Annotated in this window: 22 protein-coding genes, 1 tRNA gene and 1 pseudogene; 15 read left to right on the top strand and 9 right to left on the bottom strand. The window is 46.4% G+C overall.

The features are described from left to right. Positions 1-52: 52 nt before the first annotated feature. The gene (locus tag KKC1_RS02140) at positions 53-1,987 is read right to left on the bottom strand and encodes an aconitate hydratase (RefSeq protein WP_088552868.1); all 1,935 of its coding nucleotides are present in this window, start codon (positions 1,985-1,987) and stop codon (positions 53-55) included. 185 nt (positions 1,988-2,172) lie between these two features. Here KKC1_RS02140 and KKC1_RS02135 point away from each other — a divergent pair, with 185 nt between their 5' ends. From KKC1_RS02135 to KKC1_RS02090, 10 genes and pseudogenes are all read left to right on the top strand, one after another. Further along, positions 2,173-2,454, top strand: coding sequence for a DUF503 domain-containing protein (locus KKC1_RS02135; RefSeq protein WP_088552867.1), 282 nt, complete (start codon positions 2,173-2,175; stop codon positions 2,452-2,454). Positions 2,455-2,470: 16 nt separating this feature from the next. After that, a complete protein-coding gene (gene trmL / locus KKC1_RS02130) occupies positions 2,471-2,929 on the top strand; it encodes a tRNA (uridine(34)/cytosine(34)/5-carboxymethylaminomethyluridine(34)-2'-O)-methyltransferase TrmL (RefSeq protein ID WP_088552866.1) in 459 nt (152 codons plus the stop codon). A 27-nt stretch (positions 2,930-2,956) separates the two neighbouring features. After that, positions 2,957-3,820, top strand: a complete 864-nt coding sequence (dat, locus tag KKC1_RS02125) for a D-amino-acid transaminase (protein WP_088552865.1) — start codon at positions 2,957-2,959, stop codon at positions 3,818-3,820. 198 nt (positions 3,821-4,018) lie between these two features. Then, complete coding sequence (locus tag KKC1_RS02120; protein ID WP_088552864.1) at positions 4,019-4,699, top strand: response regulator transcription factor; 681 nt, start codon at positions 4,019-4,021, stop codon at positions 4,697-4,699. Between the two features lie 4 nt (positions 4,700-4,703). After that, positions 4,704-6,053 carry a sensor histidine kinase gene (locus KKC1_RS02115; protein ID WP_192868032.1) on the top strand — a complete coding sequence of 450 codons (1,350 nt, stop codon included), beginning with the start codon at positions 4,704-4,706 and terminating at the stop codon, positions 6,051-6,053. 80 nt (positions 6,054-6,133) lie between these two features. Next, positions 6,134-6,961 carry an SHOCT domain-containing protein gene (locus tag KKC1_RS02110; protein ID WP_088552862.1) on the top strand — a complete coding sequence of 276 codons (828 nt, stop codon included), beginning with the start codon at positions 6,134-6,136 and terminating at the stop codon, positions 6,959-6,961. A 144-nt stretch (positions 6,962-7,105) separates the two neighbouring features. Continuing rightward, positions 7,106-7,636 (top strand): annotated as a pseudogene (locus KKC1_RS02105) (ABC transporter permease); the annotation flags it as partial. Between the two features lie 178 nt (positions 7,637-7,814). Then, positions 7,815-8,366, top strand: coding sequence for a hypothetical protein (locus KKC1_RS02100; protein ID WP_088552860.1), 552 nt, complete (start codon positions 7,815-7,817; stop codon positions 8,364-8,366). A 64-nt stretch (positions 8,367-8,430) separates the two neighbouring features. After that, positions 8,431-10,137: a stalk domain-containing protein gene (locus tag KKC1_RS02095; RefSeq protein WP_088552859.1), complete on the top strand. Its 1,707-nt coding sequence runs from the start codon at positions 8,431-8,433 to the stop codon at positions 10,135-10,137. After that, positions 10,134-10,481 (top strand): hypothetical protein, encoded by a 348-nt coding sequence (locus KKC1_RS02090; RefSeq protein WP_088552858.1) that lies wholly within the window; start codon positions 10,134-10,136, stop codon positions 10,479-10,481. Before KKC1_RS02095 ends, KKC1_RS02090 begins: the two co-directional genes overlap by 4 nt. Positions 10,482-10,527: 46 nt before the next feature. Here the strand turns inward: KKC1_RS02090 and mntA are convergent, their stop codons facing one another. The 3 genes from mntA to KKC1_RS15960 form a co-directional block, all read right to left on the bottom strand. Then, complete coding sequence (gene mntA / locus KKC1_RS02085; protein ID WP_088552857.1) at positions 10,528-10,959, bottom strand: type VII toxin-antitoxin system MntA family adenylyltransferase antitoxin; 432 nt, start codon at positions 10,957-10,959, stop codon at positions 10,528-10,530. After that, positions 10,952-11,404: a type VII toxin-antitoxin system HepT family RNase toxin gene (gene hepT, locus KKC1_RS02080; protein WP_192868031.1), complete on the bottom strand. Its 453-nt coding sequence runs from the start codon at positions 11,402-11,404 to the stop codon at positions 10,952-10,954. The genes mntA and hepT overlap by 8 nt, the downstream gene beginning before the upstream one ends. Positions 11,405-11,465: 61 nt before the next feature. Beyond that, complete coding sequence (locus KKC1_RS15960) at positions 11,466-11,609, bottom strand: hypothetical protein (RefSeq protein ID WP_153802840.1); 144 nt, start codon at positions 11,607-11,609, stop codon at positions 11,466-11,468. A gap of 157 nt (positions 11,610-11,766) precedes the next feature. Between KKC1_RS15960 and KKC1_RS17270 the strand changes: the two genes are divergently transcribed. Then, entirely contained in the window at positions 11,767-12,207 is a 441-nt protein-coding gene (locus KKC1_RS17270; protein ID WP_088552855.1) for a VanZ family protein, read from the top strand. Positions 12,208-12,339: 132 nt separating this feature from the next. Here the strand turns inward: KKC1_RS17270 and KKC1_RS02070 are convergent, their stop codons facing one another. Continuing rightward, the gene (locus KKC1_RS02070; protein ID WP_088552854.1) at positions 12,340-14,454 is read right to left on the bottom strand and encodes a stalk domain-containing protein; all 2,115 of its coding nucleotides are present in this window, start codon (positions 14,452-14,454) and stop codon (positions 12,340-12,342) included. Positions 14,455-14,845: 391 nt separating this feature from the next. On the opposite strand from KKC1_RS02070, the gene KKC1_RS02065 reads away from it, so the two are divergent. Then, the gene (locus KKC1_RS02065; RefSeq protein ID WP_143288657.1) at positions 14,846-16,174 is read left to right on the top strand and encodes a hypothetical protein; all 1,329 of its coding nucleotides are present in this window, start codon (positions 14,846-14,848) and stop codon (positions 16,172-16,174) included. Between the two features lie 85 nt (positions 16,175-16,259). Here KKC1_RS02065 and KKC1_RS02060 read toward each other — a convergent pair. Together KKC1_RS02060 and KKC1_RS02055 are read right to left on the bottom strand one after the other, a co-directional pair. Beyond that, positions 16,260-16,337 (bottom strand) — tRNA-Pro (locus KKC1_RS02060). A gap of 262 nt (positions 16,338-16,599) precedes the next feature. After that, a complete protein-coding gene (locus tag KKC1_RS02055) occupies positions 16,600-17,022 on the bottom strand; it encodes a ferritin-like domain-containing protein (RefSeq protein ID WP_088552852.1) in 423 nt (140 codons plus the stop codon). 143 nt (positions 17,023-17,165) lie between these two features. Here KKC1_RS02055 and KKC1_RS02050 point away from each other — a divergent pair, with 143 nt between their 5' ends. Further along, entirely contained in the window at positions 17,166-17,390 is a 225-nt protein-coding gene (locus tag KKC1_RS02050) for an alpha/beta-type small acid-soluble spore protein (RefSeq protein ID WP_088552851.1), read from the top strand. A 39-nt stretch (positions 17,391-17,429) separates the two neighbouring features. Further along, entirely contained in the window at positions 17,430-17,579 is a 150-nt protein-coding gene (locus tag KKC1_RS15955; protein WP_153802839.1) for a hypothetical protein, read from the top strand. A 25-nt stretch (positions 17,580-17,604) separates the two neighbouring features. On the opposite strand, the gene KKC1_RS02045 is transcribed toward KKC1_RS15955, so the two are convergent. Continuing rightward, positions 17,605-18,114, bottom strand: a complete 510-nt coding sequence (locus tag KKC1_RS02045; RefSeq protein WP_088552850.1) for a sporulation membrane protein YtrI — start codon at positions 18,112-18,114, stop codon at positions 17,605-17,607. Continuing rightward, positions 18,114-18,437, bottom strand: coding sequence for a YtrH family sporulation protein (locus KKC1_RS02040; RefSeq protein WP_088552849.1), 324 nt, complete (start codon positions 18,435-18,437; stop codon positions 18,114-18,116). Before KKC1_RS02040 ends, KKC1_RS02045 begins: the two co-directional genes overlap by 1 nt. 118 nt (positions 18,438-18,555) lie before the next feature. Here KKC1_RS02040 and KKC1_RS02035 point away from each other — a divergent pair. Beyond that, the coding region (locus KKC1_RS02035) for a PHP domain-containing protein (RefSeq protein WP_143288656.1) at positions 18,556-19,596 on the top strand (1,041 nt) is incomplete at its 3' end.

The following is a 19,596-nucleotide window of genomic DNA, read 5'->3' as shown; positions in this document are numbered from 1 at the left end:
CCACCAGCCTGAACGTCGGGCCGGTGGCTTTTTTTGCATTTCAAAGAGTTGCTTAAGATTCTCCGGCTTTATTTCTAGTATAGTTAAGCAATCCCCCGGCCTGGATAATTTCTATCTGTCGGGGTGAGAGGTCATGGAGGACTCTGAACGTAGTACCTTGGGTCAGGTTCTTCACCAGCAGTTCCCGGCCTTTAGTTAATTGCTCGGCTACATCGGGTATTTCCAGTTTGTCTTCTTGCCGGATGTTTTCATAGTCCTCTTCGTTCATAAAGGTTAAGGGTATAATTCCGAAATTAATTAGATTGGCCTTGTGAATCCGGGCGAAGGATTTGGCCAGAACTGCTTTGATGCCGAGATACATGGGTGCCAGGGCGGCGTGTTCCCGGCTGGATCCCTGGCCGTAGTTATGTCCGCCCACAATTATTCCGCTGCCAGCAGCTTTGGCCCGGGAAGCAAATTCAGGGTCGATACCGGAGAAGACGTACTGAGAGATGGCCGGAATGTTCGAGCGCAGGGGCAGGATTTTTGCTCCTGCCGGCATAATGTGGTCGGTAGTAATGTTATCTCCCACCTTGATCAAGACCGGACCGGAAATACTTTGCGATAAAGGTTGATTGATAGGCAGCGGTTTAATGTTCGGCCCGCGGCGAATTTCCACCTTTTCGGGATTTTCTGCCGGGGGTAAAATCATCCGGTCGTCTATAAAGAATTTTTTAGGCATTTCTATTTCAATAGGTTCTCCCAACTCCCGGGGATCAGTCAGCACGCCGGTTAGGGCCGTTGCGGCGGCAACTTCCGGACTGGCCAGGTAAACCTTGGCATCGGGGGTTCCGCTGCGGCCCGGGAAGTTGCGGTTGAAGGTCCGTACGGAAACTCCACCGGAAGGTGGGGACTGCCCCATACCGATACATGGTCCGCAGGTAGCTTCTAGAATCCTGGCTCCGGCGGCAATTAAATCTGCCAGGGCGCCGTTTTGCGCCAGCATAGTAAATACCTGGCGCGAACCGGGAGAGATGACCAAACTCACGTTAGGATGAACTACCTTGCCCCGCAGGATAGAGGCTACCCGCATCAAATCGGTGTAAGAGGAGTTGGTACAGCTGCCAATGGCCACCTGGTTAACCGGGATCTTCCCCACATCTTTAACTTTGGCTACCGCATCGGGGGAATGGGGCTGGGCCACCATGGGCTCTAAGGTGGAAAGATCTATTTCGATAACCTCGTCGTATTCAGCATCGGGATCGGCTTTGAGTTCCACCCAGACTTCTTCTCTTCCCTGAGCCCGTAAGAATTCGCGGGTTACTTCATCGCTGGGGAAGATGGAAGTAGTGGCTCCCAGTTCGGCTCCCATGTTGGCAATAGTAGCCCGTTCCGGTACCGATAGGGTGGCCACGCCTTCTCCGCTGTACTCCATGATTTTGCCTACCCCACCTTTTACCGTGAGACGCCGCAGGAGTTCCAGGATAACGTCTTTAGCACTGACCCAGGGCTGCAGTCTGCCTTTTAACCGGACGTTAACCACCCGGGGCATGGGGAGATAAAAAGCGCCTCCGGCCATAGCTACGGCTACGTCTAAACCGCCTGCACCGATGGCCAGCATCCCCAGGCCGCCCGCTGTGGGAGTATGACTGTCAGAGCCTAACAGGGTTTGGCCGGGTACCCCAAAGCGCTCCAGATGTACCTGGTGGCAGATGCCGTTGCCCGGTCGGGAGAAGTAAATACCATATTTGCTGGCTATGGTTTGGAGAAACAGGTGGTCGTCGGCATTTTCAAATCCCGTCTGCAGGGTATTATGGTCAACGTAGCTGACGGAAAGCTTAGTCCTAACCCGGGGAACTCCCATAGCTTCAAACTGGAGATAAGCCATAGTTCCAGTGGCGTCTTGAGTGAGGGTTTGGTCAATTTTGATAGCAATTTCCTTGCCCGGTTCCAGTTCTCCCGCGACAAGATGGTTTTCCAGGATTTTATGCACCAGATTCCTGCCCACCGGTATAACCTCCTTGACGGAATTCTTTTAAGATAAAGAAAAAAGAGATTTCGTCGCACAAGTCCAGGCTTTCTGTTTTAATGTAACAGAAAACCCTACTTGTGTCAATTTAGTGGCCTGGTGGTTGGTGGGGTGATATAATTTATATATGTAGTAGCTTTTTTCAGGGTGGGGAAGTGTTACCTATGGTAGTTGGTCTGTGTATTATGCGTCTACACCTGGCAGAAGCTAATTCTTTGAAGGATAAACGGCGAGTTTTGCGCAGCCTTATAGACCGGGTAAGGTCCAAATTCAACGTATCCATAGCGGAGATAGGTGAACAGGAGCGATGGCATCTGGCCTCGGTCGGTATAGCCGTGGTCAGCAACGAGACAAGTCATGTTCACCAGATGTTGAGCCGGTTGATTTCTTTTGTGGAGAACGATGCAGAAACAGAGCTTTTAGAAGTTCATACCGAGATTCTTTGACCCGGGAGGTAGAAAGGTGCACATTGTTTTGGTGGAACCGGAAATTCCCCAGAATACCGGTAATATCGTGAGGACCTGTGCCGCTACAGGGAGCATCCTTCATTTGGTGAGACCTCTGGGTTTTTCTACCGAAGATCGCTACCTGAAGCGGGCCGGCTTGGATTACTGGCACCTGGTAGAGATTCACTACCATGACAGTTTTGCCGAGGTTCGGCGGAAATACCCGGAAGCCACCTTCTATTTTGCTACTACTAAAGCGGCAAGGCATTACACTGCCGTGCGCTACCAGCCGGGGGACTTTTTGGTTTTCGGCAAGGAAACCAAGGGACTGCCGGAGGATCTGCTTAAGGCCAACGCCGAGTACTGCATCCGTATACCCATGATCAATGAAGCCCGTTCCCTCAATCTGTCCAATTCCGTGGCTATAGTCCTGTACGAGGCATTACGCCAGCAGGGTTTTCCCGGCTTACGCTGAAATGCTTGCAACAGGGGGGTTTTAGATATGGGATTAGTTTTTTTGGACGGAGAATACCTTGATTTTGCTCAGGCGAAAGTCTCTGTGGAAGACAGGGGATACCAGTTCGGCGACGGTATTTACGAGGTGGTCCGCTGTTACCGGGGAATTCCCTTTCAACTGGGAGCGCACCTGGAAAGGCTGGAGAAAAGTGCCAGGGCTATAGAGCTGGACCTGCCGTATAGTCGAGAGGAGATGGAAGAGATAACATCGGAATTGCTGGCCAGGAGCGGGATTCAGGAAGCTCAGTTGTATATTCAGGTTACGAGGGGAACGGCTCCCCGGAGCCACTTCTGGCCGGAGGGGATTAAGCCCGTAGTGGTAATGTATGTCCGGGAAGCAGCGCCTCCCGAAGAGGGACTCAGAAGAAGCGGAGTTAAAGTTATTACCGTGGTAGACGACCGGTGGAAGCGCTGTAACGTCAAGTCTTTGAATCTGCTCCCCAATGTTCTGGCCAAAAACAGGGCCCGCCAGGCAGGGGCTTTTGAAGCCGTTTTTTACGAAGAGGAAAGCCGGCTGGTCAATGAAGGTTCCAGTTCCAACGTCTTTGCCCTGGTTGCCGACACGCTGGTGACACCGGATTTGGGCCACAACATCTTACCCGGTATTACCCGGAAAGTTGTGCTGGATATAGCCCGCCAAAAGGGTCTTCCCGTAAAGGAAGACCGGCTGAGCCTGGACGACCTTTACCGGGCGCAGGAGGTGTTCATTACCAGCACGGTAGTGGAAATCATGCCGGTAGTGATGGTAGACGAGCTGCCGGTGGCCGACGGCAAACCCGGCCCCGTAACCCGAATGCTCTACGAAGCCTACCGAGAAGAGGTGGAGGAAGCAATAAAAAAAGCCAGGTAGCCTACTTCGAAAAATAACACCCGCAGTCAAAATTGCTCTTGATTCGTTCAAGGGCAATTTTTTTGTCCCGGAAAGTTGATCATCAGGGATAATGAGTGCGGGCCGCGCTGGTACTGATTTTTGAAAACCTGTCTAACTTGGGTTCTTAAAAAACTGATATAATTTAGGAAATGAGACGTGCCGGGAGGGAAGAAGACAGTGAGCAGGCTTATTTATGTTGTTGATGACGAAGCGAACATTAGAAATCTCATCCAGGCCTACCTGAAAAAAGAAGGTTATGAAGTAGAGGTTTTCGGCAGCGGGGAGGAAATGCTTGCTAAATTTAATGAGCAAAAACCACACATGTGTATTATCGACATTATGATGCCGGGTATTGATGGGTATGAGCTGTGCAGAAAAATAAGGGACAAGAGCGACATACCAATAATTATTGTTTCTGCCAGGGATGAAGAATTAGACAAAATTTTGGGCTTAGAACTGGGGGGCGATGATTATCTCACCAAGCCCTTCAGTCCCAGGGAACTTGTTACGAGGGTAAAGACGGTGTTCAGGAGGGTACGCCCGGTTCAACCAAAAGAAAGGCAAATTCTTACTGTTGGAAATGTCAATATATTTATCGATGAAAGAAGAGTTGAAGTTAATGGTGTAGAGGTGGAACTTACAACCAAAGAATTTGATCTGCTATGCCATTTGTGTTTGAACAAGAACAAGGCCTTTACCAGGGATGAACTATTAAACAAAGTGTGGGGCTATGACTATTATGGGAGATCGAGGGCCGTCGATGATGTCATAAAAAGACTCAGAAAAAAATTTAGAGATTGTAACGGTAAAATAAACATCAAAACGGTTTGGGGATACGGTTATAAAGTGGAGGAATAAAATGATGAAAAATTCAATTGGGAAAAAAATTATACTATCGTACTTCCTGATACTTATAATTTCCTTTGCCCTGGTGGGGACCATGTTTTATTTTATAACCTTAAACTACATCGAGCGAAGTGTAGTGAAGCAGTTGGTTATGCAGGGGAGAGAAGCAACAGCATTAATAAACAAGAGCTTTGAAAACAGGAAGATTTTTAAGGAGAGGTCATTCCTCGGGATGGTAAGGGGTGCATTTTTGTGGAGAAAAATGCAAATATCAGGTCAGGATTATGCAATTCTTGATCCCTGGGGAAGGGTTTTGTTTACAAATGTAAAATCGTTAGAGGGCAAAAGGATAGACCTTGATAATTTTAAGAGGATTGGAAGAAGGGATTACTATTCCAGAAAAGGGGATAAGATATCCGTCGTTTTACCCCTGGATAGAGGCTACCTAATGCTGAGCGGCAGATTAACAGGTATAAAAATGATGACGCTGGAAATCTTGAGAATTTTGCTTTTGACCTTTTTAATATCTGGCCTGATAGTAATCGTAATAGGCATGTTTTTATCCAGGTCTATCACGGCTCCGATAAAAAAGATGGCTATCATGGCGTCCAGGCTAAAAGAAAGGGATTTCGATGTAGCTATTGATATCAATACAGGGGATGAACTTCAGGAATTGGGAGATACAATTAATGACTTGGCTCGAAAGCTTAAGGATTATGACCTTGCCCAAAAAAGATTTTTGCAAAATGTGTCTCATGAACTTAAAACGCCTCTTATGTCCATACAGGGGTATGCAGAAGGGATAAAGGATGGTGTGTTTAAAGAAGACGGTATAGAGGTAATCCTGAATGAAACAGCCAGGATGCGCGAACTGGTTAATGACATTATTTATCTCTCCAGACTTGAAACAGTAAATGATTTTAATTTTGCAGAAACAGATATTAATGAAATTATCAGAAAAAGTGTAGAAAAATTCGAAGGGGCGGCTAAACTCAGGAATATAGAAATAGAAATGAAGCTAGATGGTCCTGGGCAAATAAGAGGGGACGAAGAAAAATTGCTCCAGGCTGTTGCGAATTTGTTAAGTAACGCTGTTAAGTATGCTAGAACTAAGATCTGTGTTTCAAAGGAAGTAAAAGATTCACGGGTGATTATTGAAGTGGCAGATGACGGTGAAGGGTTAGATACTGAGGAGCTCGACAAGGTTTTTGAAAGGTTTTATAAGGGTAAAGATGGAGATACCGGCATAGGATTATCTATCGTAAAAACTATTGTTGAAAAGCACGGTGGAAAGGTAAGCGCCTACAATAGAAAAAACAAAGGGGCAGTATTCAGGATAGAAATTCCACAGAATTTCCACACTTAAAACATTTTCTTGCCGCAATTATTTATTATTATCTGTGTTGGAGCGATGAGCTAAAAAAATTACGGAAGGAGAGGTGGTCAATGAAAAAAGTTGTTGGATTGGCGTTAGTGTTAATAATGGTTTTGACCGTCGGTTTAATTGCTGCTGTGGCGGCGGAACCGGATAGTGTGTTGGCAAAACCATTTAGAGGGGCTGGCGCCAAGTACGGCGGATTACAGAGACTGTTAGAAAATGGAACTATAGACCAGGAACAGTACGAAAAAATTACGGCAGTGATAGCCGAAATAGCTGATTTGAGAGAAGAGTTAAAAGACCTGGAACCGGCGGAACGTCGGGCCAAAATGGCGGAAGTGAAAGAGGCCAAGCTGAAGGAACTGCTGGAAAGCGGAGTTATCAGTGAGGAACAGTATGATCAATTAATGGCCTTAATGGACAGAGGGTTTCCTCGCCGTGGTTTTGGAGCGTTGCATGGCAAGAGACCGGCTGATATCGGTGTGAAGAACATTAGACTTTACCAAAGACTTGAGGAACTGGGGAATCAAGAGATAAATGATGCGCTGAAAAAATTAAAAGAAACTGTTGATAAAAGGACAGAAGTGCTCAAGGAGATCAAAAAGGAAATTCTTCCCCAGCTACGGGAAGTTTGGAAATCAAGGGATACAGAGAGAAATAAACAAATAATCCAAAAGAGAATTGAGGAATTGGATGTAGAAAGTAAGCTTGCCCAGGCTAAAATCGACGTAAGAAAGGCAGGGCTCAAGATTGAATTAGAACTTTCTGAGGAACAAATTGATGAAAAAGCTATAATTGAAGAACTGAAATTTATAATTGATAAAGAAGAAGAGATAACCACTTTATTAGAACAGAAACTAAAATTATATCAAGAAACCGTAGAATTATTTCAATAGAAAATGGTCCTAAGGCCATTGAGATTCCAACAAACCCGGGGTTTTGCCCCCGGGTTGAACATTACATGGCCAACTTTCTGAACAGCTCCCCCGGTTTCTAAACAAGTAATAGTTTATAGGAGGTCGAGGAATGAAATTACCAACATTCAGGCTGCCGGTCCCAATGAGGTATCACCAGCATTGGACGAAATCACAGCGAAACTTTCCAAGTTCTTCAAGAATGATGAAGAAAGTTTCCGGGTTTTTGATCAAACTCAAGTGCTTGAAACCGTCGAAGAGACCACTGGAACGCTGAGTATGATGCTAGGGGGCATTGCAGGCATATCCCTTCTGGTCGGTGGGATAGGAATTATGAATATAATGCTTGTATCGGTAACCGAGCGGACCCGGGAGATCGGCATAAGAAAGGCGCTAGGGGCGAAAAGGAAAGACATTTTATTTCAATTTCTTATAGAGTCACTGGTCATAAGTGGCATTGGGGGAATAATAGGCATATTTCTGGGCTTGATTTTAAGCCTCGGCATGGCGAACTTTATGCGTATGAGCATAAAAATAACCGTCCCGGTTATATGGATAGCCTTTAGTTTTGCTCTCCTGGTAGGGGTATGTTTTGGGCTTTATCCGGCCAATAAAGCTGCCAGCTTGAGGCCTATAGAAGCATTAAGGTATGAATAAAATCCATATTATTGCCTTGTTAAAGGCAAATGCCCTAGCCGAAGGTTAAAAGGATTTACAGAGTTTGTGTAGAATTAATTTCCATAGACGAAAAAAATTGCCTTTTAGATAAAATTATACCGAAAATTGTCTGTGTTTCTGGCCTAAAGCCTATTCTTACTGCCCAAGAAGCATACAGGTGAACAAGACACTCTTTAACGGGGAAAACAAAGATGAGTTAAAGTTAAGATTCTCTAGTGATTATAGTTTATTTAGAGGAGACACTCAACAAGAGCTGATCATTTTGGACAGGCCCATTGATGAATTAACCAAAAACTACGTACTCTTAAGAAATATAAGCAATGCTAAAATTGGCGAGAAAATAAAGTTATACATTTATGCCAACATAAAAGAGTCCATAGAGAATTCTCGCTTTTTCGAGGGGTATCTTAATGATGTTAAGTTAAAGAAAAAACAACCCATCGCAGTTTTTGCCTTGTTTAACAATGAGTTGCAACCATTACTTTATGATAAAGACTCAGAGGAGGAGGTAAAATTCTATGAAGTGGACTTGGGTGAAACATTTTTAATTACACCTGAACTAATATTAACTAAACCTGGAACTCTTCGTATAATCATCGTTTCTTACCCCTATGCGTATCCTGAGCTGCTGCTAGGTTCTTATAAAATCACTAACTGGAGTACCCCTCTTCTTTCGGAAGAAGTAGCCATTCAGGTTAAAGAGCAATAGGTCAACCTGATTTCTTTAACGCATCAGTTACTTGGAGATATTTACCCGGAGGAGGGGTAGAAGGATGTTTTCAATTTCATTAATACGGATGAGAACTAGCTCAGGCCGTGGTCGGTCGGTTGTAATACGATTCGTAGCGTCTTCGCTAATCGTGTCGTTCGCTCTTTTACTGCTTCCAGGCCTCGCTGACACCGGCCGGGTTGCGGAGTTACCGTCAAACCTGGGCGTCGATGACATTCAAAGGGTAGAATTCAGCCGCTCGGACACTAGTTTCCGGTCCCTTTTTCCCAACCTGCCTGAGGACCGAGTCAAGATTGAGCAGTTGATAAAGCTTTACAACCTGGCTATCGGCAAACTGGGTCCTGAAGAGCCGTGGGATGATGGCTCCTATCCCATGCTTTACTTCCTTCCTCAGGTTCGCTTGGAGCTTAAGGATGGCCGCAATGTCACCATTATCCTGCATGAAACCGTCAGCATCTATGCCGAAACACCGGTCCAGAGTCACACAGTCACCGACCCCGAGCTCGCCAAAAAGCTCAAGAATTTAGCTTCTAGCTATTTTGTTCCCGCTGAGGGTGTAACAATAAACTCCCGCTTCGTACGTCTGGGAGATGAAATAACGGTACGTTCAGACGTGGCCAGAGGGAAAGAAGCTACCATCCTGCTGATGCCTTCCTACTGGCCTGTCACCATACCCTCAGCCCCGGCGCCCTTCCCGGTACCGGAGGCCATTCTTTTGGCGACAGTACCGGTTGAGAACGACAGTTTCAGCTATACGTTCACCCTATCTGAGACGATGGGTGAACGGATTGATGGAACACCTGGCCGGCCCGGTCCCGGCGCCTGGCATCTGGTTGTTAATGGCGGGGGCCAGACCATGATTCCCATAACCATTCTCCCATCGGGACCTCCCGAACCCCGGGCAGTGGTCTACGATCAGGGCAGGGTGCTGACCTGGACGCCGACAGAAGGGATACAGGAACAGGTTCTTGACAACCCCCAAGATCAACCCCTGAATATCAGTGAACCGGGCCGAGGCAGCCCTGTTACCCACATAAGCCTTGGCTTTCTCGAAAAATGGCTGGATATTCCCGTAACCCCCGTTGATTCCGAACAGTATCGTCTAGGCCCGGAGGAACTGGGATTGACCGTCAGAGCGGGTGAAGATTTCGCCCGGGTGAACGGGACGATGGTGGCACTAGAGAGTCCTCTCGTGAAAACCGGGGGCGTTTCCAGACTACCGTGGGTAAGTCTCGGATACTTCTTCGGTTACCGGGTTCAGTGGTTGGGCCCAGAACGAGTGGCCTTTCTCCGCAATTTGGACCAACTTCCGGAAGAAGTTAGGCGAGAACTGGGAGCCCCCAGAACTATGAGGATGACCGGTAGAACAGTGACCGTCACCCTGGATGGCAAAAAGCTCGATCTCGGTATCGTCTCCCCTTATCTTGATCTGGTGCGCTCCCGCGTGATGGTTCCCCTCCGGGCAACGGTGGAAGCACTGGGCGGTAAAGTAGACTGGTTCTCACTGAAGGAGAATTACGCAGAGGTCATGACGGATCACAACTACGGCCTAAAGCCTTTCGGCGAGAAGGTCAACTCCTATGTTGACATCAGCTTTAAGAACAAAAGCTGGAGACTATACCTGACCCCCACGTCGAGCGGTGTGACAGTGGTTCCCCTGAGGGAGTTGGCCCTGGTCCTCGGCTACGGGATAACCTGGAACGGTCCAAAAGCTCAGGTTAACCTACACTCTCCAGCTGGATTGAAGTGATTGACCTGTTGCAGGCCTTTGGGGTTCTGGAAGTCCAATTATGTTGGAGTTTAATAGCTCACGGGCGTTTGGCCGCGGGCTGGGTTTTCCTTGTCAACGGAGTGATGTTCTACATCTATTTTCGCTGGGGCTATAGCAGGATGCAGTTGTTCTATTCCCTGTCATTTTTCCTGATCTTTTTCGGAGGGATGATATTGGGTTCCAGATTTCCGGGGGTAACGGCCTTCCTGACAAGACTGTCTTTAGTTAAGGCTGCAATTTTTACTATACTTACGGTAATGATTGTGCTGCCCCTGCTTTGGCGTGGTGCGGTAGTGGCGTTGAGCAGGGCTGATTTGCATTAAAGTGTATTGGAGGGTTTAAGCTATACTCTAAGAGGAGGAAGCATTCTCAGACCTCGAGCAAATCCAGCAGATTCTGCTTGAGAAAAGGGTAAAAATCCATGTACATAATCCAGGTTTTTTCTTTATACTGATACACTTCTTCCCTGTCCCTGCAGAATAGTATCCTGCCCTGGGAGGCGTAATAACAGAAACTCAGGGAAGCGGAGTTTAATTGGTGGATATCCACAGGAATATTTAGAACACCGGTGAGTTTTGTGCTTAACTCAATGCAGGTATCTAGCCTGATATCTTCAGGTGTTTGCCTGGTGAAGTAGACGGCAACATCTATATCGTGGAAGGGACGGTTTTCTGTAAAAGAGCCGTGCAAAAAGGCAAACCTTATTGCTATAACTTGCTTCAGCTCTGCTGCTATCTTATTGATAATCTTTTCTTTCTCTTCGGGAGTGAGGGTAAAGGAACGAAGGGAATTTTCAACCATTGTTTTTCTCCTCCGCTTCCATCACAATTTTGGTAATTTCACGTATAAAGGCCTCCACATCAGAGAGATCCTCCCGCATGCTTCGCAACATTCTGCGATCATCAACTTTTCCGTAACCGTGAACCAGGAGATTGCGGAACTTTGCCATTTGGGCCAGCCTTTGCGCCAGCTGGGGGTCTATGATACCTTCTTCACCGAGTAACAAAAAGGTTTCCGCATATGTTTCCGGAGCTTTATCTAACAACCGGGCACAAAAGTGATTGGCAATGTTCATGGCTGCTTCAATTAAAACAATGAAGGAGTAACGGGCTGCATGAACCGCTTCCTTATTCTTTAAAAAAGTTTCATCGTTTTGCATTGCATATTGTCGTAGAAAAGCAAGTGATTCTTTAATATCAGTTACCTTCTCTCTGATTCTGGCCAAGTTTAGCTGGCGATATTTCATAGCTATCCCCCACCTGTTTTTTACCATTATACACCAGTACCAGTAGTTTTAACAATGTGATTTAATTTAAAACATAATCATGGGGTAGATGGCCGGCCCGGAGCTTAGAGGCAATGAACCAGGCATCCACCCGGTCGTTTTTAGGGGCATCCAGGGCAGCAAGAATAAACACGCCAACAAAAATAACCTTAAATATTGGAAGCAAGTGATAGCAACCTTATTCAGGCAAGGGGGAGATTGTTTTGCTGATTGATTCCGATTTTATTTGGTTTATTGCCTTGGTAACCTGGGTTCCGTTTAGAATCATGACCTTTATCTTGCGAAAGAAGAAAAAGTAAAATACTTCTCTATCTGGAGAGTTACTGTTAAACCTGTTCTTCCTTTACCTTGTGGGTTTGGTGGGTGTAACCATCTTTCCCATTCCCATAGGAGTGCCTTACTATGGTGATTATTTCCACGTCAATTTCATACCATTTAAAAGCATTCTGGGATCGCTCAACCATTCCTGGTATATGGTTCCGTTGCGGAATATCGGCGGAAATTTAGTTTTACTGGCTCCTTTTGGGTTTCTATTGCCTCTAGTCTGGAAGGGCGTAAATACACTGGGTAAAGTTGTCACCACAGGCTTTTTACTGTCCTTGACAATTGAATTATTGCAGTTGATTATTCCGGGCAGGGCGGCTGATGTGGATGATCTTATTTTGAATACCTTCGGTCTCTTGTTTGGGTTTTTGGCCTTCAAATTGTTTGATCTGTTACTGAGATTGATAACTAAAGAAAAAAGATTGAGTGAGTCTCGATAAGCAAGCGGCATTTCGTACCAGGGGTTGGTATCCAGCAAATACGGCAGGTAAAGTCCTGCCCAGGGTGACTGTTAAAAAATTATCAACCCCAAACTTCAGAGAGATGGTAGCTTCTACTTACAAGACATAAAGCTATATACTTACTTCATCCAGCAGGTGCAAGTCGTATCGTTTAATAATCGATATTAGTTTCAGCGGATATTTGGAGTCAGTAGCATAGCCAGCACGTCGTAATGCCCACGCTCCCTGAGTACTGTTGTGCATCACCGCTCTAAACGGCTCGTACCTTCTGGCTGTGAGCAAAAGTTTTTTGTGATCCGCCCAGCTTTCAGCCGGGTTATTGTAAGCTCTAAATGTTGCATCCACGCGGAAGGTATTTCCGTTATATTCTTCCCAGGTATTGGAGATTACCGAACCGGCTGGACCCTGGCCTTTGATGCCAAACAGGTTATAGGAGAGCCGACCGGTATACTTATCCACCGGCGTGTATTGGCCCCAACCCGTTTCTAGGATAGCCTGGGCAACTTGTAGCGCTGCAGACATACCTGTTCTTTCCTGCGATTGTTTAGCCAGTTGGGATACAAAATCTAAAAACTTGCTTTTCTCTATTATCGGCTGAGGCCCGTATACCGGCCCCAAATAAACCTTTACCGGGATAGCCTCACTTGCTATTTTTTCCCCTGAAATGGTGGTAGCTACGGCTTGAATCTGCCACGATCCAGAGTCCTTTTCTTCAGGTGTCCAGGAGTATTCCGCCTGGGAAGCACTGCCGTCGGCAATCACCCGTTTTTCTCCTGTTTCAGGGTTTAGTAATTGGTATGTGATACTACTAAGGGGAACATTAGCCGATGACCGGAGCTTTACTGTCCCTGTCAGCACCTGGTTAGGACCTATGGATTCCAGAAGCAGTATTGGCTTTGCCGGTACCTGAATAGTAATAGGCTCAGTGGTATAAGTATTGCCCTTAGTGTCCGTTACCTTTGCCGTTAATTCCCACGTTCCTGCCTGTTCCGGTCCTGGAAACCACTTGTAGCTCAACTGACCGTCCGCTGGCAACAGGATTTCTTCTTTCCCTGTCTTTATATCTTTCAGTATGTACTCTGCTCTGCTGACCAGGAAGTTTCGGGAAAACCAAAGCGTAACCGGCCTTTCCACTGTGGCGCCAGGGGATACCCCTCTTAATTGTAGCTTTCTTTTTACGTCTACTTTCACGGTCACGGGCGGGCTGTAATAGGCCTGCCCGGAACGGTCATAGGCTATAGCGCGGATAGAAGTAGCGCCGTTATCCGCAAATTGAGGCGTCCAGGTGTAAGTACCTTGAGGATCCTTTTCCCCTGTAACCATTACGTTCCCTGTATCGATGTTAGTTATTTCATACTTTACATACTCGGCTACAAAGTTTAAGTCCACTCTAAGAGAAACACTATCCTCTACCACCTGTTCCTGAGCTATACCCGCCAATGCCACCTGGGGCGCAACTGCCAGTTCCACGGGGATGACACAGCCAGCCAGGAAACGGCCCTCTTGGTCATAGATTGCAGCAGCCAGCACGCGAATACCGTTGTAAAACGGGTCAGGCAGCCATTGGTATATTCCCTTTAGGTCACTTCCCCTTGCCACGATTGGTCCCCGGCCCGTTTCCGGGTCAAGGAGTAGAAACCGCACTTCCGCAGCACCAGCAGGCGGCGTATCATTAAAAGTAACCTGAAGTTCTGTGGTTCCAGTGATAGTTTGTCCAGGTTCTATAGACGGCAACGCCATATCAAAGAAAGGGGTAACGGCTGCAGGCACACTGGAATCAACATAAACAGTCCGTTCAGAGTCATTCCAGCTTACTGAGACTCCCAAAGCGTTACTTACCAACCTCAAAGGGACAAAGGTACGGTTGCCAAAAATCTGTGGCGGAACGTCTGACAACCCGTAGGTAGTCCGATCTTCTGTGTAAGCAACCAGACGATTATCAATCCGTAATTGAACTGAACGGTTACCCTTGGTGATAGTAACAGTCCTGCTTTCCGCATGCCACCCAACATAAGCCCCCAGTGTTTCAGAGACCAAACGTACCGGTACCAGGGTGCGGCCGTTTTTGATTATGGGTGGGGGCGATGCATCAATCACCCGACCGTCAATTACCAATTTAACATCGTCAGCCGCTAATCCGGGGGAATCCGCCCAGATGAACATCACCAGCGTCAGAAACAGTGTTACACACACTCGCCAACCGTAAAATAGCCTCCTTGAATGCATTAAACTACCTCACCTTTCTTCTGACCTGTTGAATAAAATTCGATTATCTTCTATGATCTTAGACGGTCAAAAGCGGTGGAAAGTTCCCAGATTCAACCCGTAAAAGGGAATAATTCTATTGGATTTTCCTCGGATCATACGACTCTATGCCCTACGGAACTTTCTCTGTCAATATATTTATTCTCCGGAGGGCATAAGCGACTTTGTATTGGAGTGAAACTGGGAACAATTTCTTTAGGTTAACCGTCTGTTGTATTAGACGAGACGAGAAAAGACAGGTGGTTTCGTAAAAGCGGAATAGTATCCTGGTTTTCTGTAAAAGAGCCGTGCAAAAAGGCAAACCTTAGACGGAAACGTTGGGGAAGAAGATAATGGAAAGGGGGTTAACATGGTGCAGAAGAAATTTTTGTTAGCGACTATATTTGTTTCATTAATAGTAATATTGGTTGCCGGCTGCAGCAGCGCAAACAGTACAAATCAATCCCTGCGGCAAGCACAATCTAAAGATGAGGTTGATCAGTATTTGGCGACCATGACTCCTGGCTTGAAAAGGGCAGAGGAACTGGGGTTGGTGACTGCCCTCAATATGGATATTCCGGTACCTGAGGCGAATACAAGCGTCCGCCTGGAAAAGATCTGGTATAACAGTAAAGATGTCTTTTTATTTTATAGCTTGGAGTATAGACCAGGGGTGCGTTTATACTTTGGCTCTATTGAACCGGCTGATAAAGGAGAAAAAGCATGGAGCGGGCCCGGATTTACTTCCAATTTTGCCCCCGAGGAAGGGATAATTTATCAGGGACGTTATTACGGTCGTATTACTTTCCATCCATTGTACCGAGATAACGAAATATTACCTAAAGTTGATAAAATAATATGGAATAAAGCAAAGCTAAGAATAGGCGACGATACTTATGAACTGGAACCGGTTGCTTTAACAGTGAACTATGATCGCAGCCGTGAAGTAGAGATATCGCATGCGGTGAACCAAACATGGGAAATACTCGGACGTAAATTCATCGTTGAGAAATTAGTTTTGGGTGTAGCGGAAAACAGGCTGAAGTTTACCTTTGTTCCGCAAAATGAAAGCGAGAGAATACGGTGGGTAAGAGGAGAAGTATTTACTGACAAAGGAGAAAGAAACCGTATCGATATGTCGGTGGAAAAAGGGGAAAAACCAAATGAATACTGGGTTGTATTCCCTGCTTTTAATGAACTTCCCCAGAAAATTACCCTCTCGCTGGAACAACTCATCCTTGTTGGTGACGATGAGCTAACCTTTAACATAGAAAGTGCACCTTATAAGCAATACTTAAACTTCAATTCCCCTAAAAAAATTGAACTCAACCAGGAACTGGGTAGAGTCCATCAAACCCGGGTTGTTTTAGAAGATTTGGTTGTGGACGATCGTGGAATAGCCTGGGGTTTGTTATTTGAACCGGAGAATGACCATTTACCTTATGAAGCCCTTTATGCTGATATACCCCATGATGGTAGCAATAATGCGGAAGTTCAACTACCTAATACAGTTTACGTAACCAACGAAAAAGGCGAAACCGGAACGCTGGGCCAAAGTGGCAGTGGTCCTGGCAATCGTATGGGTGCTTTTATCAATGCTGGCTTTGTTAAACAGTCGGAGTTGCTTACCGTAAGGATTACCCACATGACATTTGCCCTCAATGGGCGTTGGATATTGGAGATAGAGCTTGAAAAAGAATAGAAAAAAATTTAAACCCTGCAGCTTAACTGCAGGGTTCGTTACCAATGGGAGGAGGCCAAAGTCTGGCCTCATTTTATTCTAAGTATGGTCGGGATGACAGGATTTGAACCTGCGACCTCTGCGTCCCGAACGCAGCGCTCTAGCCAAACTGAGCCACATCCCGACTGCAAAATATATTATCTCTCGTTTTGCTTATAAAGTCAAGGGTAAAATAAGGTTCGATAGTTTGCTATTTTCGGCCATGAGCAGGCGGAAGAATTGGGCGACGGGCAGGCCCATACGAGTGTAGACCGGGTATATCTATCAAATGTGCAACCTATTTGAACAGGCGAGTATATTTTTAACCGGTGGAAGTATCTAAAGAAACCGAAAGGCCCTGCCTCTATCTCTGCAGGGCCTTTATTAACTATTTAGTTGAGTTAAGATTACTTAAAATACCTCTCGAGCAAACCGGCCAGGGCGCGGGCATGTCTGGCTTCATCGCGGGAGGATTCATCTAAAGCATCATGAGCTTCATCCAGGCCCAACTCTTTAGCTTTAACGGCTGCTTCGCGCTTTCCTTTGTTAGCCTGTTGTTCTCCCGCCAGCATTTTTTCTATATTTTCCTTAGTACTGGCCGATATTTTACCGTTCAGCTCGGCAAAACGAGCGGCATGCTGGGCTTCCTCCCAGGCTATCTTAGTAAGAACTTCGGCCACTTCCGGGTAGCCTTCCCTCTGCGCCTGGCGAGCCATGGCCAAATATGTACCCACTTCCCATGTTTCTCCTTTAAATTCTCCGTCAACCGCCTTCTCCAACTCCGTTCCCTTAGTAACACCAAGTTTGTTTTCATTGATCAAGTCCACCATGAAAACCCTCCTTAATAGTAATTGTTACTAATATTATATTTGGATAAAGTTTCTATGTCAATAGGTTTCCCCAAAATTTTTATTATTAATAAGGAAAATAAAACCTGGGTTGGGGAATACTATGGCTGGAGGTGATCCCGGCCATGCCCAAAAAGTCTAGGCAGACTCCGCAGGAGAAGAATAAGCATGAAAAAGAGGAAAAGTTAAGCCCTCGCCACCGGCTTAAGATAGAAGTGGCGGCTGAATTGGGGTTGCTCGATAAAGTGAGGGAGAAAGGGTGGAGCAGCCTGAGTGCTGCGGAAAGCGGGCGTATAGGCGGGATAATGACTAAACGATTGAGACAAGAAGGGATAGAAACCCGGAATTAAAGAGGAATTTAAGTTAGCTGATGGAGGAGGTGCAATCTGATGGCCCGGAAGAACAGGCCGGGACGCTACAATAAAGAAGAAATGAAGCCTGACCTACAGAAAATAGTGGCCCCAGTTGCCGGTGGGACTGATTTGGAAGCAGCAGAAGAGTTGGCCCGCCTCCGGAAGGTAAGGAAACGGGAGAAATAACAGAGCCACCGTTTGTCTTGCACGGTTATTCGGAACTGGCAAGTTTTTCGGGAAAGGCTTCAACCCGTACGATCAGCTTATCCGTAACAATTATCATTTTGGTTTCCAGGCGGAAATTGCGTCCTTCCACTTTAAGCAGGCGGTTATTGATTATTTCGGGTATGAGAATGTAATCAATGGCTTTGACTTCTTTCCCCCTGACCGGTTCGAGCATGCGCTTAATTTCTTTTCCCAAAGCCAGTTCAAAGACATCTTGCTCGTAAGAGGACAGGTTGTCTTCAGGAAAAATAACATGCGGTTCAATGCTGGTTATAACCTGGCGTTTCCTGGCGGCCAGGTTTTGTTTTACTTCTTCCAATTCGGAATTGGCAGCCTGTAGAGCTTCTTTAAGGGTCTCGTTTTCAAAGTATAATTTATCGACTTGATGGCCGATCAACAGGCTAGTCAACACGGCGCCGAGAATACAGCCTAATAGGAAGGCGGCGGTCAGGGAGAGAAAACGACGGGGAAGAAACAGAAGGTATGCAGGCGGCATTACTGACCACCGCTCAGGGACCAGATTATAGAATAACCTACCTGGGCGCCGAGGAAAGCGCTGAAAATAAAGAGAAACTGTTTTATGACATTAATAATTTCCCCTTCAAAAATCCCCATTTCTAATACTTCGATAGTGGTAAAAGTGCCCCCGATAGCGGCGACAATGGCCCAGATCTTAATTTCGTAAGCGAGTTTGGTCATGGTTTTCAAAGGAGGTTGAGCGCTGAGAACTGCGGCTAGGGAACCGATCAGGCTGGCTCCCAGTACCACTCCCAGAGCGGTAAAAAAGATGAGAAGAAGCTTTTGGCCGAAACTTTCCATAAAGGACCTTCCTTTCCTTTCTCTTATGCTAAAATATATTGCAAAGGAACATTGTCCCATTAATATTTTATTTTTCAGTTTGAACGCAAGGATCTGAAGGTTAAGGAGTGATAGAAATATGGCCGGGGGAGATTTTGTCCACCTTCATGTTCATAGCCAGTACAGTTTACTGGACGGTGCCGGCCGGGTTGAGCAACTGGTAGAGGCTGCGGCAGATAGGGGAATGAAAGCCCTGTCTATTACCGACCATGGTGTCATGTACGGTGTTATTGACTTCTACAAGGCGGCAAAAGCCCGGGGGATCAAACCTATTATCGGAGCGGAAGTTTACTTGGCCCGCAGGACGCGGCATGACCGTCAACCTCAGGTGGACGATTCTCCCTATCATTTGGTGCTTTTGGCTGAAAATCAGACCGGGTACAAAAATCTTATGGAACTGGTTACCCGTTCTTTTTTGGAAGGCTTCTATTATAAACCCCGGGTAGATATGGAACTGCTGAAGCAATACAGTTCAGGGTTGATTGCTTTGAGTGGCTGTGTGGCCGGTGAGATTCCGGAGTTGATCTTGGAAGGAAGATACGAACAGGCTAAGGAAGCGGCCCGGAGGTACCGGCGTATTTTCGGCCCTAACAATTTCTTTTTGGAACTACAGGATCATGGTTTGAACGAACAGAAAAGAGTGAACCCTCTCCTGGTTCAACTGGCGCGGGAACTGAACATACCTCTAGTGGCAACTAACGATGTCCATTACGTTCGCCGGCAGGACGCCAGGATTCATGATGTTCTTCTCTGCATCCAAACCGGTAAGACGCTGGAGGATACCGACCGCCTGCGCTTTTCTACGGAGGAGTTTTATCTGAAGTCGGCCGGGGAAATGTACCAGATTTTTGAAAAGTATCCTGAAGCGCTGGCCAATACGCTGGCGATTGCTGAACGCTGCCAGGTAGAGTTGGAATTTGGACAACTGCATTTGCCGGACTACCAGGTTCCGCCGGGATACGATCTGGACAGTTATCTTAAGGAACTGTGTTACCGGGGGTTAAAAGAGCGTTTCGGCGAGCCCCCTCAGGAAGCCAAAGAGAGGCTTGATTATGAATTGAAAATTATCCGGCAAATGGGTTATTCCGGTTACTTCCTTATAGTCTGGGATTTAGTTAAT

It is taken from the genome of Calderihabitans maritimus, from assembly GCF_002207765.1.
In the GTDB taxonomy this organism is placed as follows: Bacteria; Bacillota; KKC1; order Calderihabitantales; family Calderihabitantaceae; genus Calderihabitans; species Calderihabitans maritimus.
Note: the sequence above shows the minus strand (reverse complement) of the source record. Positions and strands in the feature narration are given on the sequence as shown.

Coding starts and splice junctions, on each gene's coding strand:
- KKC1_RS02070 (WP_088552854.1), bottom strand. CDS start 14,454: ATGCATTCAAGGAGGCTATTTTACGGTTGGCGAGTGTGTGTAACACTG.
- mntA (WP_088552857.1), bottom strand. CDS start 10,959: ATGGTTGAAAATTCCCTTCGTTCCTTTACCCTCACTCCCGAAGAGAAA.
- dat (WP_088552865.1), top strand. CDS start 2,957: ATGGGATTAGTTTTTTTGGACGGAGAATACCTTGATTTTGCTCAGGCG.
- KKC1_RS02040 (WP_088552849.1), bottom strand. CDS start 18,437: ATGGAAAGTTTCGGCCAAAAGCTTCTTCTCATCTTTTTTACCGCTCTG.
- KKC1_RS02050 (WP_088552851.1), top strand. CDS start 17,166: ATGCCCAAAAAGTCTAGGCAGACTCCGCAGGAGAAGAATAAGCATGAA.
- KKC1_RS02110 (WP_088552862.1), top strand. CDS start 6,134: ATGAAAAAAGTTGTTGGATTGGCGTTAGTGTTAATAATGGTTTTGACC.
- KKC1_RS15955 (WP_153802839.1), top strand. CDS start 17,430: ATGGCCCGGAAGAACAGGCCGGGACGCTACAATAAAGAAGAAATGAAG.
- hepT (WP_192868031.1), bottom strand. CDS start 11,404: ATGAAATATCGCCAGCTAAACTTGGCCAGAATCAGAGAGAAGGTAACT.
- KKC1_RS02095 (WP_088552859.1), top strand. CDS start 8,431: ATGTTTTCAATTTCATTAATACGGATGAGAACTAGCTCAGGCCGTGGT.
- KKC1_RS02115 (WP_192868032.1), top strand. CDS start 4,704: ATGAAAAATTCAATTGGGAAAAAAATTATACTATCGTACTTCCTGATA.
- KKC1_RS02055 (WP_088552852.1), bottom strand. CDS start 17,022: ATGGTGGACTTGATCAATGAAAACAAACTTGGTGTTACTAAGGGAACG.
- KKC1_RS02045 (WP_088552850.1), bottom strand. CDS start 18,114: ATGCCGCCTGCATACCTTCTGTTTCTTCCCCGTCGTTTTCTCTCCCTG.
- KKC1_RS02135 (WP_088552867.1), top strand. CDS start 2,173: ATGGTAGTTGGTCTGTGTATTATGCGTCTACACCTGGCAGAAGCTAAT.